This window comes from Streptomyces sp. SCSIO 75703 (genome assembly GCF_036607905.1).
In the GTDB taxonomy this organism is placed as follows: Bacteria; Actinomycetota; Actinomycetes; order Streptomycetales; family Streptomycetaceae; genus Streptomyces.
The window spans coordinates 1,219,942-1,235,590 of the sequence record NZ_CP144555.1 but is presented as its reverse complement, the minus strand read 5'-3'; the positions used below and the strand labels follow the sequence as shown (position 1 = coordinate 1,235,590).

The window sequence follows — 15,649 nt, the reverse complement described above, 5'->3', positions numbered from 1 at the left end:
ATGGGCTGGCACCGGGAGCCGCTGATCGGCTTCGACCTGGAGACGACGGGCACCGACCCGCACGAGGCGCGCATCGTCACGGCCGCCGTGATCGAGGTCCGTGACGGCGCACCGGCCGGCCGCCGGGAGTGGCTCGCCGACCCGGGCGTGGAGATACCGGCGGACGCCGTCGCCGTGCACGGCGTGAGCAACGAGCGCGCGACGGCCGAGGGCCGGCCCGCCGACCGGGTCGCCGACGCCGTCGCGAGCGTGCTCGCCGACCACTGGAAGGCGGGCGCCCCGGTCGTCGCGTACAACGCCGCCTTCGACCTGACCCTGCTCTGCGCCGAACTGCGCCGGTACGGGCTGCCGTCGCTGCGCGAGCGCCTGGGCGGACGCGATCCGGCCCCGGTCGTCGACCCGTACGTCATCGACCGGTCCGTCGACCGGTACCGCCGCGGCAAGCGGAACCTGGAGGCGGTCTGCGCCGAGTACGGGGTGGAGCTGGACGCGGCGCACGACGCGGGGGCGGACGCGCTCGCCGCGGCCCGGCTCGCCACCGCGATAGCCGTCCGCCACCCCAAGGTCGCCGCCCTCGCCCCGGCGGAGCTGCACCGCCGTCAGATCCGGTGGTGCGCCGAGTGGGCGGCGGACTTCCAGGGATACCTGCGCCGCAAGGGCGACCCCACGGCCGTCGTCGACGGCGCCTGGCCGCTGCGCGAGGCGGCCGACGCCGGCGCCCGCGTCTGACCGGCCGCCCCCGGCCGCCGCCCGCCCCGCGGGACGCCGGGATCAGAAGGGGTACCAGCGCACCGTCGGATCGCCGTCCCGCAGGGAGGCCACCCGGCGCCGGAACTCGGCCAGCGCCTTGGGGTTGCTCGGCGCGTGCTGCGCCACCCACGCGCAGCTCGCCGTCTCCCGGGCGCCCCGCAGCACCGCGCAGCCGTCCCAGGCACGCACGTCCCAGCCGTAGGTCTCGGTGAAGGAGTCGTACGCCGCGGCGGGCAGCCCGTAGCGGTCCCGGCTCAGCGCCATCACGACCAGGTCGTGCTCGCGCAGGTCGGTGGAGAAGGTCTCCAGGTCCACCAGGACCGGCCCGTCGGGGCCCACGTGCACGTTGCGGGGGAGCGCGTCGCCGTGGATGGGGCCCGGCGGCAGGTGCGGGGCGAGCGCGGCGGCGGCCTCCGCGAAACCGTCCCGGCGCCGGCGCAGGTAGGCCGCGTCCGCCGGGTCGACCACGTCGCCCGCGAGCCGCAGCCACCGCTCCACGCCGGCCAGCAGATCGCGCGGGGGCAGCGGGAAGTCCGGCGCGGGCAGGGCGTGCACCAGCCGCAGCAGCGCGGCCACGTCCCGCGGCTCGGCCGGCCGTACGGGGTCGGGCAGCCGGTGCCACACGGTCACCGGGTGCCCGTCGACGAAGAGCGCCTTCGGGTCGGCCGCCCGCACCGCGGGCACCCCGGCCTCCTCCAGCCACACCGCGATGGCCAGCTCCCGGCGGGCGCGCTCCAGCAACTCGGCGTCCCGGCCCACCTTGACCGCGAGGCCGCCCGCGGCGAACACCGCGTTCTCGCCCAGCGCGAGCAGTCGTGCCTCCCGCGCCGGGCCGGGCAGCACCCCGGCCGCGTCCAGCACCTCCCGGGCCCGTGCCTCGTCCATCCGTCCGTCCTCCGTGTCCGTGCTCGGCCGTTTCTCCGTCGACGGCGTGCCGGCGGGGGACGGCCCGTGGCCCGGGCGCCCAGGGCGCCGCGGTGTCCGCCATCCACCGGCCAGTCTCCCATTCGCACAGGTGGGGCCGTGTGCGCGGTGCCCCCTCCCGGCCGGGGACCGGCCGGGGACCGGCCGGGAGGGCGGGCGACCGGACCGCCGCGGAAAAACCTTTGTACGAGACGTATCGTCTCGCCTATGGTCGTCCGCATGACCCGTCCCGCGCACCTCGCCATGTTCTCCGTCGCCGCCCACGGCCACGTGAACCCCAGTCTGGAGGTGATCCGTGAACTCGTGGCGCGAGGTCACCGCGTGACCTACGCGATCCCCCCGCACTTCGCCGAGAAGGTGGCCGAGACCGGCGCCGAACCCCGGCTGTGGACCAGCACCCTGCCCGGCCCCGACGCGGACCCGTCCGCCTGGGGCTCCACCCTGCTCGACAACGTGGAGCCCTTCCTCGACGACGCGATCCAGGCCCTCCCGCAGCTCGCCGCCGCCTACGAGGGCGACACCCCGGACCTCGTCCTGCACGACATCACCTCCTACCCGGCCCGCGTCCTGGCCCACCGCTGGGGCGTGCCCGCCGTCTCCCTCTCGCCGAACCTGGTCGCCTGGGAGGGGTACGAGAAGGAGGTCTCCGAGCCGATGTGGGCCGAGCCGCTGACCACCGAACGCGGCCGGGCGTACTACGCGCGCTTCCACGCCTGGCTGGAGGAGAACGGGATCACCCGGCACCCCGACCCGTTCGTCGGCCGGCCCGACCGCTCCCTGGTGCTGATCCCGAAGGTGCTCCAGCCCAACGCCGACCGGGTCGACGAGCGCGTGCACAGCTTCGTCGGCGCCTGCCAGGGCGACCGCTCCGGCGAGGGCGACTGGCAGCGCCCGGCCGGCGCCGAGAAGGTCGTCCTCGTCTCCCTCGGTTCCTCCTTCACCCGGCAGCCCGCCTTCTACCGGGAGTGCGTCCGGGCCTTCGCCCGCCTCCCCGGCTGGCACACGGTGCTCCAGGTCGGCCGGCACGTCACCGCCGAGGACCTGGGGGAGGTGCCCGACTCCGTGGAGGTGCGCCCCTGGGTCCCGCAGCTCGCGGTGCTCCGGCAGGCCGACCTCTTCGTCACCCACGCGGGCGCCGGCGGCAGCCAGGAGGGGCTGGCCACGGCCACGCCGATGATCGCCGTACCGCAGGCCGTGGACCAGTTCGGCAACGCCGACATGCTGGTCGGGCTCGGCGTCGCCCGGCGCCTGGCCACCGAGGACGCGACCGCCGAGACCCTGCGCGAGGCCGCCCTCGGCCTGCTGGGCGACCCGGAGGTGGCCCGACGCCTGGCCGAGGTCCGCGACGGGATGGCCCGGGAGGGCGGCACGCCCCGCGCGGCCGACCTGATCGAGGCCGAGCTGGCGGCGGCCCGGGGCTGACCGGCCCCGCGGGGGCCGCCGTCGCCGGGGCGCGGTCACCTCCGTGCCCCGGCGCGGCTGTCGCATGCGTCACACGCGTGCCCAGCGGTTGAACCGGCGGGCCCCGATGGACGAGAGTGGCCCGCGGCTCCGGCCCTCGTGCCGACCCCCACGGGGCACGACGGCCGGAGCCGCCGAAGCCCCCACGGCGTCCACCGGCCCGCCCTAGGCTGGCCCCATGACGACGATGTACGCGGCACTCCTGCGCGGGGTCAACGTGGGCGGCAACCGGAAGGTGCCGATGGCCGACCTGCGCGCGCTCCTGACCGACCTCGGGCACACGGACGTCCGCACCCACCTCCAGAGCGGCCAGGCCGTCTTCGCCGCCGCGCGCGGAGACGAGGAGTCCCTCGCCGCCGAGCTGGCACGGGCCGTCGGGGAACGGTTCGGCTTCCCGGTCGACGTCATCGTGCGGGACCACGCCTACCTGCGCTCCGTCATCGACGACTGCCCGTTCCCGGCCGCCACCCTGGAGGCCCGCCAACTGCACGTCACCTATTTCTCCGGGCCCGTCGACGCCGAACGCTTCGCCGAGATCGACCGCACCGCCCACCTCCCGGAGGAGTTCCGCCTCGGCGACCGCGCCCTCTACCTGTACGCACCGGAGGGCCTCGGCCGCTCCCGCCTCGCCGACATCCTCGCCCGGCCACGCCTGACCAAGGGCCTGGTCGCCACCAGCCGCAACTGGAACACCGTCGTCAAGCTGGCCGAACTCACCGCTGCCCAGTGACCTGAGTCAGAGATGCGTCGGCACCAGGCGGCGTCCGGCACCGAGGCGGGCGCGGCTCGGGCCGGAGGCGGCAGTCCGGCGGCCCGGGGAGAGGGGACCGGGCGTCAGGCGCCCAGCGCGGCCGGGGTCCGCTCCCGCAGCCGGGCCCCGTCGTACCGCTCGAGCAGCAGCCGCGCCACCTCCGGCGCCGGACCCAGCACGTCCGCGAGGACGTCCGCCCGCGCCGCGCCCCGCGCGATGCGGTCCGGCAGGAAGCCGGGCGCCAGCACGTACGGGGCGACGGCGACCCGCGGGCAGCCCGTCTCCCGCAGTTCCCGGACCGCGTCCTCGGTACGGGGAAGGGAGGCGGAGGCGAACGCGGGCCGCACGGCGCACCAACCGGTGTGCCGCCACTCCCGCGCGATTTCTGCGATCACCGCGATCGCCTCCGGGTCGGTGGACCCCGCCGAGGCCAGGACGACCCCGGTCGAGGACTTGTCGGCGGGTGTCAGGCCCGCCTCGTACAGGCGCCGCTCCAGCGCCGACACCAGCAGCGGCGACGGTCCGAGCACCTCGGCCCGCCGCACGCGCAGTCGCGCCGGTGCCTCGGCGAGGACCGCCGGGATGTCCGCCTTGGCGTGGAAGGCCCGGGTCAGCAGCAGCGGCAGGGCGATGACGTCCCGCACCCCCTCCGCCGCCAGGGACTCCAGCACCCCCGCCGCGGACGGCACGTTGAAGTCCAGGAAACCCGTCTCCACCCGGAGCCCCGGACGCAGCGCCCGCACCCGGCGGATCAGGGCGTGCACGGTCGCGGCGTGCCGCGGGTCACGGCTGCCGTGGGCGATGACGACGAGGACCGGTCGGCGCACGGCGGATCAGCCCTTCACCAGCAGACCGCGGCTGCGCAGCACCCACCGCTCCAGCGGACTGAAGATCAGCAGGTCGATGGCGACGCCGACGACCAGGATCAGCAGGATCGCCTCGAACACCATCGCCATGTCACTGGCGTTGCGGCCGTTCTCCAGCAACTGCCCGAGCCCGACGCCGAGATCCGGGAAGGAGGCGATGATCTCGGCGGCCATCAGCGACCGCCAGGAGAACGCCCAGCCCTGCTTGAGCCCGGCCACGTACCCGGGCAGCGCCGCCGGCAGCACGATGTGCCAGGTGCCCCTCAGCCCCGTCGCGCCCAGCGTGCGGCCGGCCCGCAGGAAGAGCGGCGGCACCTGGTCGACGCCGGAGACCAGCCCGTTGGCGATGGACGGCACCGCGCCGAGCAGGATGACCGCGTACATCATGGAGTTGTTCAGACCCAGCCAGATCACGGCCGGCGGCACCCACGCCACCGACGGCAGCGACTGCAGCCCGGAGAGGATCGGCCCGAGCGCCGCCCGCACGAACCGCACCCGGGCCACCAGCAGCCCCAGCGGGGTGCCGATCAGCAGCGCGAGGCAGAAGCCGAGCAGACCGCGCGAGACGCTGGTCCAGATGTAGCCGAGCAGCTCGCCCCGGAGCCAGGAGCGCCGCACCACGTCCCACACGTCCAGCGGGGCGGGCAGCCGGGACGGGTCGTCCACGATCCGGAAGGAGACCAGCGCCTGCCACACGGCCAGCACCAGCAGGACCGCGAGGACCGGCGGCAGCACCTTGTCGAGCAGGGTCCGGCGCAGCGGAGTACGGCCCTCCGGCACGGTCTCCAGCGCGTCGAGCCCCGCCTCCAGCCCGGCGAGGTCGCCGCCGTCGCGGGCGGCGGGCGTCGTGTCAGTGCCGGCCATGACGGCGGATCTCCCCACGCAGTTCTTCGGTGATCTCGACGGACAGCTCCGCCACGGCGGTGTCCTCGATGCGGCGCGGATGCGGGATGCCGACCGTCCACTCGCGCGCCACGCGCCCCGGCCGGGAGGACAGCAGCACCACGCGGTCGGCCAGGCGCACGGCCTCGCGCACGTTGTGCGTGACGAACAGCACCGACAGCCCGCCGGTGGCCCCGCCGTCCTCGTTCGCGGTCCGCCAGATCCGGGTCAGCTCGTCGTGCAGCACGTCCCGCGTGATCGCGTCCAGCGCCGCGAACGGCTCGTCCATCAGCAGCAGCCGGCTCTCCTGCGCCAGCGCGCGGGCCATCGCCACCCGCTGCCGCATCCCCCCGGACAGCTCGTGCACCCGCTTGCCGTATGCGCCGCCGAGCCGCACCAGGTCGAGCAGTTCCTCCGCCTTGCCGCGCCGGCCGGCCTTGGGCACGCCCCGCAGCCGGAGCGCCAGTTCGATGTTCTTGCCCGCGGTCAGCCACGGGAACAGGGCGTGCTCCTGGAACATCAGGGCCGGGCGTCCGTCGGTCGTGAGGGCCCCGGCGCTGGGCCGGTCCAGTCCGGCGACCAGGTTGAGCAGCGTGGACTTGCCGCACCCGGAGGCCCCCAGGAGGGTGACGAACTCGCCGGGCCCGACGTCGAGGGTGATGTCGTCGAGGACCAGTTGTGGTCCGGCGGGGCCCGCGAACGACTTCGAGACGTGTGCGAGCCGGGCGGCGTGGCCGGTGGTCGCCGCGGTGTCGTCGGCGGCCGTGGCGAGGGTCGTGGCCATGGTCGTCACCTCCTGGGACGGTTCGGGTGTGCGGGCTCAGCCGATGCCGAGACCGGCGTCGTCGAGCGCGGGCTCGCCCTTGGCCCTGCGGACCTTGTTGAGCAGCGTGAGGTCGTAGATGCCCCGGAGGTCGGGCTCGTCGAGCAGGCCCGCCTTCACGGCGTGCGCCGCCTGGGCGTCCAGGGTGGCCGCCAGCGGGTCGTCGGTGAGCCGGATGGACTCCCACGCCGGGTCGAGCACGCCGGCGGGCAGCGCCTTGCCGGTGTCGGCCTCCAGTTGCCTGTTGGCGGCGGCCTTGGCCTCGTCCGGGTGGTCGGTGATCCACTCGTTGGCGTCGACCGAGGCCCGCAGTACCGCCTCGACCGCCTTCGGGTGCTCCTCGAGGAACTTCTGCGACACGATGACGTTGGTGATCACGAACTTCTTGTCCGGCCACAGGTCCGCCTCGTCCAGCAGCACCTTGCCGCCCTCGGCGACCAGCCGGGACGCGGTCGGCTCCGGCACCCACGCCCCGTCCAGCGAGCCCGCCCGGTAGGCGTCGGGGGTGACCTTGTTGTCGCTGCGGACCACCGTCACGTCGCCCCGGCCGCTCTGCGGGTCGACCTTCCAGCCCTGCTCCGCCACCCAGTTGAGGAAGGCGACGTCCTGGGTGTTGCCGAGCTGCGGGGTGGCGATCCGCTTGCCCCTGACGTCCCCGACGGAGCGGATCTTCTCGGGGTCGACCACCAGTTTCACCCCGCCGGACGCCGAACCGGCGATGATGCGCAGGTTCTTGCCGCCGGACTTGGTGTAGCCGTTGATCGCCGGGGACGGGCCGATCCAGCCGATGTCGATGGAGCCGGAGTTGAGCGCCTCGATCTCGGAGGGGCCCGCGTTGAAGGTGGCGTAGGTGGCCTTGGTGCCGCCCAGCTCCTGCTGGAAGAAACCCTTCTGGCGGCCGACGAGGGCGGTGGCGTGGGTGATGTTGCCGAAGTAGCCGATCCGGACGGAGTCCAGCCCGTCCGTCTTCTCGGCGCCCGCGGCGACCCGCGCCGTGTCGTCCTCCTTCGCCTGGGAGCCGTAGCCGCAGGCCGCGAGGGTGAGCAGGGGGAGGGCGGCCAGGGCCGCGAGGGTACGGCGCAGGGCGGTGGTGGCAGGCACGGGAGGTGTTCCTCTCGGTGGCCCGGCGCTCACGCCTGACGGACCGTCGGTGCGGTCAGGTCGTGGCCGGGGGATCGGCGGGACTGCGGCGGTGCGGGTGGGGGGTGCGGGCGCGCGGGCGGTGCGCGGACGTCACCCCGTACATCGCGTCACTCCGCCCTGCCCACCCCCGGACTCCGTCCGGGGGGACCCCCAGCCGAAGGCGCCGCTGACCACCCGGCCGCCCTCCTCGGCGAAGGTGCCGTACACGTCGCGGGAGGCCATGGTCAGAAGTCCCACCCGTCCTCGTCGGCCGCCTCGGGCGCCGGCCGCGCGGCCAGCGAGGCGCCGACCATGCCCGCGGTGAGCGTGGTGCCGTCGTGCGGGTCGATCAGGATGAAGGACCCGGTGCGCCGCGAGTCGGCGTACTCGTCGGCGGGCAGCGGCTCGGCGGTGCGCAGGCGCACCCGGCCGATGTCGTTGGCGGCGAGCCGGCCGGGACGCGGGTGCGGGGAGAGGTCGTCCAGGGAGAGCCGGGACGGGATGTCCTCGACGATCGCCTTGACCGTGCGGGTGCCGTGTTTGAGCAGGACCCGCTGTCCGACGCCGAGAGGCTGGTCGGCGACGTGGCAGACGGTGGCCTCCAGGTCCTGGGTGGTGGCGGGGGCGTCCGCGCTCGGCACGATGAGGTCGCCGCGGGAGACGTCGATGTCGTCCTCCAGCAGCAGCGTCACCGACTGCGGGGTCCAGGCGGCGTCCACCGGCCGGCCCAGCAGGTCGATGCCGGCCAGCCGGGTCGTGCGGCCGGACGGCAGCACGGTGACCGGGTCGCCGACGCGGAAGCCGCCGGCGGCTATCTGGCCCGCGTAGCCCCGGTAGTCGGGGTGCTCGGCGGTCTGCGGGCGGATCACGTACTGCACGGGCAGCCGGGCGTGGCAGTGCGCCAGGTCGTGGCTGACCGGGACGGTCTCCAGGTGCTCCAGCACGGTGGGGCCGCCGTACCAGTCCATGTGGGCGGACGGCTCCACCACGTTGTCGCCGGCGAGCGCCGAGATGGGGATCGCGGTGACCTCGGGGATGCCCAGTTCGGTGGCGTACGCCGTGAACTCCCCGGCGATGGCGGCGAAGACGGACTCCCGGTACTCGGCCAGGTCCATCTTGTTGACGGCGAGGACCACGTGCGGCACCCGCAGCAGCGCGGCGATCGCGGCGTGCCGCCGGGTCTGCTCGACGACGCCGTTGCGGGCGTCGACCAGGATCACCGTCAGCTCGGCGGTGGAGGCGCCGGTGACCATGTTGCGGGTGTACTGCACGTGGCCCGGCGTGTCGGCGAGGATGAACCGGCGCCGGGGCGTGGCGAAGTACCGGTAGGCCACGTCGATGGTGATGCCCTGCTCGCGCTCGGCGCGCAGGCCGTCGGTGAGCAGCGCCAGGTCCGGGGTGTCCTGCCCGCGGTGCGCGGAGGCCCGCTCGACGGCCTCCAACTGGTCGGCGAGGACCGACTTGGAGTCGTGCAGCAGCCGTCCCACGAGCGTGGACTTGCCGTCGTCGACGGACCCGGCGGTGGCGAACCGCAGCAGCGTGGTCGACGCGGACGGCTCGGCCGGCAGCGGCTCGGAGTGTTCGGTGGTGCGGGTCATGGCTAGAAGTACCCCTCGCGCTTGCGGTCTTCCATCGCGGCCTCGGAGAGCTTGTCGTCGGCCCGGGTGGCGCCGCGTTCGGTGAGCCGGGAGGCGGCGATCTCGGCGATCACCTTGCCGATGGTGTCGGCGTCGGAGTCGACCGCGCCGGTGCAGGACATGTCGCCGACGGTGCGGTAGCGCACGCGCCGCTTCTGGACCGTCTCGCCCTCCTTCGGGCCGCCCCAGTCGCCGGCGGTCAGCCACATGCCGGAGCGGGCGAAGACCTCGCGCTCGTGGGCGTAGTAGATCGCCGGGAGTTCGATGTCCTCGCGGGCGATGTACTGCCACACGTCCAGCTCGGTCCAGTTGGAGAGCGGGAAGACGCGCACGTGCTCGCCGGGGGAGTGCCGGCCGTTGTACAGGTTCCACAGCTCGGGGCGCTGGCGGCGCGGGTCCCACTGGGAGAACTCGTCGCGCAGCGAGAAGACCCGTTCCTTGGCGCGGGCCTTCTCCTCGTCGCGGCGCCCGCCGCCGAAGACCGCGTCGAAGCGCTCCTCGCGGATCTTCTCGGTCAGCGGCACCGTCTGCAGCGGGTTGCGGGTGCCGTCCGGGCGCTCCTTGAGCACCCCGCGGTCGATGTACTCCTGCACGGAGGCGACGTGCAGCCGCAGCCCGTGCCGTTGCACCGCGCGGTCCCGGTAGGCCAGCACCTCGGGGAAGTTGTGCCCGGTGTCGACGTGCAGCAGCGAGAACGGCACGGCGGCGGGGGCGAACGCCTTGAGCGCCAGGTGCAGCATGACGATGGAGTCCTTGCCGCCGGAGAAGAGGATCACCGGCCGTTCGAACTCGCCCGCCACCTCGCGCAGGATGTGGACCGCCTCGGACTCCAGGGCGTCCAGGTGGGAGAGGGCGTACGGGCCGTCGGCGACGCCCTCGCCCCCCTCGGCCGTCGGCACGGTCGTCGTCATGCCAGTCCCCTTTCGCTGAGCAGGGCGTACACCGCGGCGGCGGATTCCCCGACGGTCTGGTCCTGCGAGGCGAGGCGCAGGTCGGGCGCGACGGGCTCCTCGTACGGGTCGTCGACCCCGGTGAGCCCTGTCAGCTCGCCCGCGGCCTGCTTGGCGTACAGGCCCTTGACGTCCCGCGCCGAGCACACCGCGACCGGGGTGGCCACGTGCACCTCCAGGTAGGCGGTGCCGTTCTCCTCGTGGCGTTTGCGGACGGCGTCCCGGCTGTCCGCGTACGGGGCGATCACCGGGACCAGCGCCGTGACGCCGTTGCGGGCGAGCAGTTCGGCGACGAAGCCGATGCGCTGCACGTTGGTGTGCCGGTCCTCGCGGCCGAAGCCGAGGCCCGCGGAGAGGAACTCGCGGATCTCGTCGCCGTCGAGCACCTCGACGCGGCGGCCCTCCGCGCGCAGCCGGCCCGCCAGTTCGTACGCGATGGTGGTCTTGCCGGCGCTCGGCAGACCCGTGAGCCAGACGGTGGCTCCGGTCGTCACGTCGGTCTCCAGGGTGTCGGGGGTGGTCGTCATGGTCAGCCGTGCAGTCCGCACTCGGTCTTGGAGCGGCCCGCCCAGCGGCCGGCGCGGGCGTCCTCGCCCTCCCGGACGCGCCGGGTGCAGGGTGCGCAGCCGACGGAGGTGTAGCCGTCCGTCAGCAGCGGGTTGGTGAGGACCCCGTGCTCGGCGACGTACGCCGCCACATCGTCCGGTGACCACCGGGCGATGGGGGAGACCTTCACCTTGCCCCGCCGGGCGTCCCAGCCGACGACGGGCGTGCCCGCCCGGGTGGGGGACTCGTCGCGGCGCAGTCCGGTGGCCCAGGCGCGGTAGCCGGCGAGTCCGTCCTCCAGCGGGCGCACCTTGCGCAGCGCGCAGCACAGGTCGGGGTCGCGCTCGTACAGCCGGGGCCCGTGCTCGGCGTCCTGCTCGGCGACGGTCCGCCGCGGCGTGAGGGTGAGGACGTTGACGTCCATCACGGCCTCCACCGCGTCCCGGGTGCCGATGGTCTCGGGGAAGTGGTAGCCGGTGTCGAGGAACACCACGTCCACGCCGGGCAGCACCCGCGAGGCCAGGTGGGCGACGACCGCGTCCTCCATCGAGGAGGTGACGCAGAAGCCGCGGCCGAAGGTCTCGGCGGCCCAGCGCAGGATCTCCAGGGCGGGGGCGTCCTCCAGGTCCCGGCCGGCGCGCCGGGCGAGGGCCGCCAGCTCCTCGGCCGGCGCCTCGTCCCACAGGGCGGTCATATCGGTTCGCCTCCAGGCGAGTCGGGGGCCGCGCCCCGGGCCAGCAGACCCAGGAACCGGAGCCGGAAGGCGCGGTTGCAGGCCGCGCACTCCCAGGCGCCGTGACCCTCTTCGTTCGGGCGCAGGTCCTCGTCGCCGCAGTAGGGGCAGTGGAAGGGGGCGGCGCGCTCGCTCACGACAGGGCCTCTTCGGAGGCGCGGGCGGCCCAGGTGGCGAAGCGCTCGCCGTCCTGGCGTTCGGCCCGGTAGCGGGTGAGGACGCGCTCGATGTAGTCGGGCAGTCCGGCCGCGGTCACCTTCAGGCCGCGCACCTTGCGGCCGAAGCCCGGGTCCAGGCCGAGGGCGCCGCCCAGGTGCACCTGGTAGCCCTCGACCTGCCTGCCGTCCTCGTCGAGGACGAGCTGGCCCTTCAGGCCGATGTCCGCTACCTGGATGCGGGCGCAGGCGTTGGGGCAGCCGTTGAGGTTGATGGTGATCGGCTCGTCGAAGTCCGGGATGCGGCGCTCCAGTTCGTCGATGAGCGAGGAGCCGCGCGCCTTGGTCTCGACGATGGCCAGCTTGCAGAACTCGATGCCGGTGCAGGCCATGGTGCCGCGCCGGAAGGGGGAGGGCCGGGCGGTGAGGTCGAGCGCCTCCAGGGACTCCACGAGGGAGTCGACCCGCGCCTCCTCCACGTCCAGGATGATCATCTTCTGCTCGACGGTGGTCCGCACCCGGCCCGATCCGTGGGCCTCGGCGAGATCGGCGAGCTTGGTGAGGGTGGCGCCGTCGACCCGGCCGACGCGCGGCGCGAAGCCCACGTAGCAGCGGCCGTCCTTCTGCCGGTGCACGCCGATGTGGTCGCGCCAGCGGCCGGACGGCTCGGCGGGCGCGGGGCCGTCGGTCAGCGCGCGGCCGAGGTAGTCCTCCTCCAGGACCCGGCGGAACTTCTCCGCGCCCCAGTCGGCGACCAGGAACTTGAGCCGGGCTCGGTTGCGCAGCCGCCGGTAGCCGTGGTCGCGGAAGATCGACAGGACGCCCTCGTAGACGTCCGGCACGTCCTCCAGCGGCACCCAGGCGCCGAGGCGGACGCCCAGCTTGGGGTTGGTGGACAGGCCGCCGCCGACCCACAGGTCGAAGCCCGGTCCGTGCTCGGGGTGGCGGACGCCGACGAAGGCCACGTCGTTGATCTCGTGGACCACGTCGAGGACCGGGGAACCGGAGATGGCGGTCTTGAACTTCCGCGGCAGGTTGGAGTACGCGGGGTTGCCGAGGACGCGGCGCTTCATCTCCTCCAGGGCGGGCGTGGCGTCGATGATCTCGTCCTCGGCGATGCCCGCGACCGGGGAGCCGACCATCACGCGGGGGGTGTCGCCGCAGGCGGTGACCGTGGAGAGGCCCACGCCCTCCAGGCGGTTCCAGATCTCGGGCACGTCCTCGATCCGGATCCAGTGGTACTGCACGTTCTGCCGGTCGGTGATGTCGGCGGTGCCGCGCGCGAACTCCTGCGAGATCTCGCCGACGACCCGGAGCTGGCGGGTGGTCAGCGCGCCGCCGTCGATACGGACGCGGAGCATGAAGTAGCGGTCGTCCAGCTCCTCCGGCGCGAGGACGGCCGTCTTCCCGCCGTCGATGCCCTGCTTGCGCTGGGTGTACAGGCCCCACCAGCGCATGCGCCCGCGCAGGTCGTTGGGGTCGATGGAGTCGAAACCCCGCTGGGAGTAGATCGTCTCAATACGTGTCCGCACGTTGAGACCGTCGTCGTCCTTCTTGAACTGCTCGTTGCCGTTGAGCGGAGTGTGGTGACCGGCGGCCCACTGGCCCTCGCCGCGGTGACGGCTCACCTTGCGGCGGGGAGTCGGGGCAGCGGGTCGCGGCGGCGTGGCGGTCATGGAGGACACGTCCTTCAAGGCAGGCGAAAACGGCTCTGACCAGCGCGCATGGGCACGCATGGCGGTGCAGGGGCGTGCGCGTCGATGCGCGGAGCGAGGGGGGAGGCGGAGAAACCGGTGGTGCTGGAGCGTGCTCTCAGCGGCCCGGACAGATGGCGCTGGACATGCGGCCGAGGTCGACGTGACGTCGACTCACCAAGGCGGTTCCAGTTCCAGGCATGGCGGAAGCGTGGCACGGCACTCTGGACACAGTCCAGCTTCATCCATGATGCGGACGCCCATGTCTCGTAGGCTGAGACATGGGCGTCGTGGTCCACCGGGCGGGGAGCCTTTCGCGGGCCGTCTGCCACGGTCCGCCGGGGGTGTGGATCAGCCGGCGAAGGCGCCGGGCCAGGGGCCGGGGGTGGCCACCTCGGGCTCCTCCTCGACCTTGGTGTCGAAGAGCCGGAAGCCCCGCCGTCGGTAGTTGGCCATGGCGTGCTCGCCGTCCTTGCTGCACGTGTGCAGCCACACCCGCTTGGTCGGGGGCAGTTCCGGCCGGCGCTCGCCCAGGTCCCAGGCGCGGGCGGTGCCGTACGCCAGCAGGTGGCCGCCGATGCGCCGGCCGCGGAAGGCCGGGATCAGGCCGAAGTACTCGATCTCCACGACCCCGTCGTCCCCGGCCGCCAGTTCGACGTACCCGGCGGGCGTCCCCCGGTCGTAGGCGACCCAGGTCTCCACGCCGGGCCGCTCCAGGTGCTCCCGCCAGCGCGCGTAGCTCCAGCCCAGCCGGTCGGTCCAGCGGATGTCGGCGCCGACGGAGGCGTACAGGAAGCGGCTGAACTCGGGGGAGGGCACCTCGGAGCGGACGATCCGCACGTCGCCCTCCGGGGCGGCGGCGGGCAGCAGGTCGGTCGGTGCGGTCTGCTCCAGGGACCAAGTGGTCACGGCGATGTGGCTCATACCGGTCAGAAAACCATCCGGCCGGGAGATCTGTCGATCCGCTCCGCTCCGCCCCGCCGCGGGCACGGCTCAGTCGAGGGCCTTCTCCACCGCCGCCAGCGGCAGGGCGAAGAGCACCCGGCCCGTCTGGGACCACACCTCGCCGGTCTCGGCCCAGTAGGACAGGGAGCCCGGCAGCGCGCTCCAGCACTGGTGCGAGCGGTCGGCGCCGCAGGTGGTGGCGCGCGAGCCCGTCGCGTCCTGCCGCCACAGGGTGCCGCGCCCCTCCGTGCCGGTCGCGGCGCGGCCCAGGTACCAGCGCGAGCGGTCGGCGCCGGTCGGCCGGTACGACAGCACGCCGCCGACCTCCACCGCCTCGGTCTCGTACGCCTCCCGCGCGTCCACGTGCCCGGCGCGGTCGGCGGCGGGCAGCCCGGCGCGCTCCGGCTCGGTGCTGAGGGCGTAGCGCCACAGGCGGGTGGGGCGGCCCTCGTCGGCGGCGACCCACTCCCCGGCGACCAGGCTGCTGGGGAAGGTGCCCCGGTCCAGGGAGAGCACCTCGGGGCGCGCGGCGCCGGGTACGTCCGGGAGCCGGTAGGCGGCGACGGCCGGCAGCACGTACCGGCAGCCGTGGGCCGCCCAGCCGCCGGGCACCCGGCCGACCGCGTCGGTGTCGGTGGTGGCGCGCTGGACGCGGTCCACGTCGTACACGTAGAGCGCGTTGCGGTCCCGGTCGCCGGTGGTGACCAGCAGTTTGTCCTGGTACCAGACCATGCCGGTGACCGGGGAGTCGAGGCCGCGGTAGTCGTTGCCGCCCTCGACGGGGACGGTGAGGAGCGCGGAGGTGTAGCTCAGGTTCTCCGGGTCGTCGGCGTCGACGAAGGAGACCCGGGCGAGTCCGGCGCCGGGGGTTTGGTCCTCGCGGCTCCAGGCGGACAGGATGACCCGGCGCGAGCCCCAGCGGCCGTCGTCGTCGGCGTCCCCGGAGGTGGTGACGGCGCCGGCCTGCCAGCCCCGGGTCTCGCCCTCGTCCCAGCAGTAGGCGCGGGTGGCGGCGGGGGCGACGGGCAGGGCCTGGCGCTCGTCGTCGGTGCAGTCGGCCGCCTCGCGCAGCGGCCGGTCGGCGGTGTCGAGGACCGTGCCGACGCCCACCGGCTCGCCCATCGCGGAGGAGAGCCGGTCCAGCCAGGGCTGGGGCACCCGCTGCTCCGTGAGGCGCAGTTCCTCGCTCCTCACGGAGGCGGCGAGGGGTCTGAGGGCGCCCGGGTCCTCGGCGACGGTCGCCTGCGAGGCGCTGATCAGGGTGGCCGCGGCCGTCAGCCCCAGGGCCGCGCCGGTCAGGGCGGCGCGCAGCGCCCTGCCCCGTCTGCGTCTGCGGTGTCTGCCCCGCTGCCTCATCGAAGAACCTCCACAGGCGACGGACCAACTGCGCTCGGCCTTCCCCGCGTTGGC

Annotated in this window: 16 protein-coding genes and 1 pseudogene; 3 read left to right on the top strand and 14 right to left on the bottom strand. The window is 74.3% G+C overall.

The genetic code is table 11. The annotated features are described in order from the left end of the window. The gene (locus VM636_RS05275; RefSeq protein ID WP_338483607.1) at positions 1–729 is read left to right on the top strand and encodes a 3'-5' exonuclease; all 729 of its coding nucleotides are present in this window, start codon (positions 1–3) and stop codon (positions 727–729) included. Positions 730–771: 42 nt separating this feature from the next. Here the strand turns inward: VM636_RS05275 and VM636_RS05270 are convergent, their stop codons facing one another. Beyond that, positions 772–1,635, bottom strand: a complete 864-nt coding sequence (locus VM636_RS05270) for an aminoglycoside phosphotransferase family protein (RefSeq protein ID WP_030420758.1) — start codon at positions 1,633–1,635, stop codon at positions 772–774. Between the two features lie 221 nt (positions 1,636–1,856). On the opposite strand from VM636_RS05270, the pseudogene mgt reads away from it, so the two are divergent. Together mgt and VM636_RS05260 are read left to right on the top strand one after the other, a co-directional pair. Beyond that, a pseudogene (gene mgt / locus VM636_RS05265) lies at positions 1,857–3,096 on the top strand (macrolide-inactivating glycosyltransferase). 217 nt (positions 3,097–3,313) lie between these two features. Then, positions 3,314–3,865: a DUF1697 domain-containing protein gene (locus tag VM636_RS05260; RefSeq protein ID WP_053913793.1), complete on the top strand. Its 552-nt coding sequence runs from the start codon at positions 3,314–3,316 to the stop codon at positions 3,863–3,865. A gap of 104 nt (positions 3,866–3,969) precedes the next feature. Here the strand turns inward: VM636_RS05260 and VM636_RS05255 are convergent, their stop codons facing one another. From VM636_RS05255 to VM636_RS05195, 13 genes are all read right to left on the bottom strand, one after another. Continuing rightward, positions 3,970–4,713, bottom strand: coding sequence for a sirohydrochlorin chelatase (locus tag VM636_RS05255; RefSeq protein WP_030421836.1), 744 nt, complete (start codon positions 4,711–4,713; stop codon positions 3,970–3,972). Between the two features lie 6 nt (positions 4,714–4,719). Then, positions 4,720–5,616, bottom strand: a complete 897-nt coding sequence (locus VM636_RS05250) for an ABC transporter permease (protein WP_030421837.1) — start codon at positions 5,614–5,616, stop codon at positions 4,720–4,722. Further along, complete coding sequence (locus tag VM636_RS05245; RefSeq protein ID WP_030421838.1) at positions 5,603–6,418, bottom strand: ABC transporter ATP-binding protein; 816 nt, start codon at positions 6,416–6,418, stop codon at positions 5,603–5,605. The genes VM636_RS05250 and VM636_RS05245 overlap by 14 nt, the downstream gene beginning before the upstream one ends. A 36-nt stretch (positions 6,419–6,454) precedes the next feature. Continuing rightward, complete coding sequence (locus VM636_RS05240; protein ID WP_030421839.1) at positions 6,455–7,558, bottom strand: aliphatic sulfonate ABC transporter substrate-binding protein; 1,104 nt, start codon at positions 7,556–7,558, stop codon at positions 6,455–6,457. 266 nt (positions 7,559–7,824) lie between these two features. After that, positions 7,825–9,177, bottom strand: coding sequence for a GTP-binding protein (locus VM636_RS05235; protein WP_338483602.1), 1,353 nt, complete (start codon positions 9,175–9,177; stop codon positions 7,825–7,827). Positions 9,178–9,179: 2 nt separating this feature from the next. Continuing rightward, positions 9,180–10,127 carry a sulfate adenylyltransferase subunit CysD gene (cysD, locus tag VM636_RS05230; protein ID WP_030421841.1) on the bottom strand — a complete coding sequence of 316 codons (948 nt, stop codon included), beginning with the start codon at positions 10,125–10,127 and terminating at the stop codon, positions 9,180–9,182. Next, positions 10,124–10,660: an adenylyl-sulfate kinase gene (gene cysC / locus VM636_RS05225; protein WP_037858949.1), complete on the bottom strand. Its 537-nt coding sequence runs from the start codon at positions 10,658–10,660 to the stop codon at positions 10,124–10,126. Before cysC ends, cysD begins: the two co-directional genes overlap by 4 nt. Before the next feature lie 35 nt (positions 10,661–10,695). Next, a complete protein-coding gene (locus tag VM636_RS05220) occupies positions 10,696–11,406 on the bottom strand; it encodes a phosphoadenylyl-sulfate reductase (protein ID WP_030421843.1) in 711 nt (236 codons plus the stop codon). Further along, the gene (locus tag VM636_RS05215) at positions 11,403–11,582 is read right to left on the bottom strand and encodes a hypothetical protein (protein ID WP_030421844.1); all 180 of its coding nucleotides are present in this window, start codon (positions 11,580–11,582) and stop codon (positions 11,403–11,405) included. Before VM636_RS05215 ends, VM636_RS05220 begins: the two co-directional genes overlap by 4 nt. Continuing rightward, complete coding sequence (locus VM636_RS05210) at positions 11,579–13,276, bottom strand: nitrite/sulfite reductase (RefSeq protein ID WP_030421845.1); 1,698 nt, start codon at positions 13,274–13,276, stop codon at positions 11,579–11,581. Before VM636_RS05210 ends, VM636_RS05215 begins: the two co-directional genes overlap by 4 nt. 136 nt (positions 13,277–13,412) lie before the next feature. Beyond that, positions 13,413–13,496 (bottom strand): putative leader peptide, encoded by an 84-nt coding sequence (locus VM636_RS05205; protein ID WP_324616666.1) that lies wholly within the window; start codon positions 13,494–13,496, stop codon positions 13,413–13,415. Positions 13,497–13,645: 149 nt separating this feature from the next. Continuing rightward, positions 13,646–14,218 carry a GNAT family N-acetyltransferase gene (locus VM636_RS05200; RefSeq protein ID WP_030421846.1) on the bottom strand — a complete coding sequence of 191 codons (573 nt, stop codon included), beginning with the start codon at positions 14,216–14,218 and terminating at the stop codon, positions 13,646–13,648. A 69-nt stretch (positions 14,219–14,287) separates the two neighbouring features. Continuing rightward, the gene (locus VM636_RS05195; RefSeq protein ID WP_030421847.1) at positions 14,288–15,595 is read right to left on the bottom strand and encodes a hypothetical protein; all 1,308 of its coding nucleotides are present in this window, start codon (positions 15,593–15,595) and stop codon (positions 14,288–14,290) included. Between the last annotated feature and the right edge of the window lie 54 nt (positions 15,596–15,649).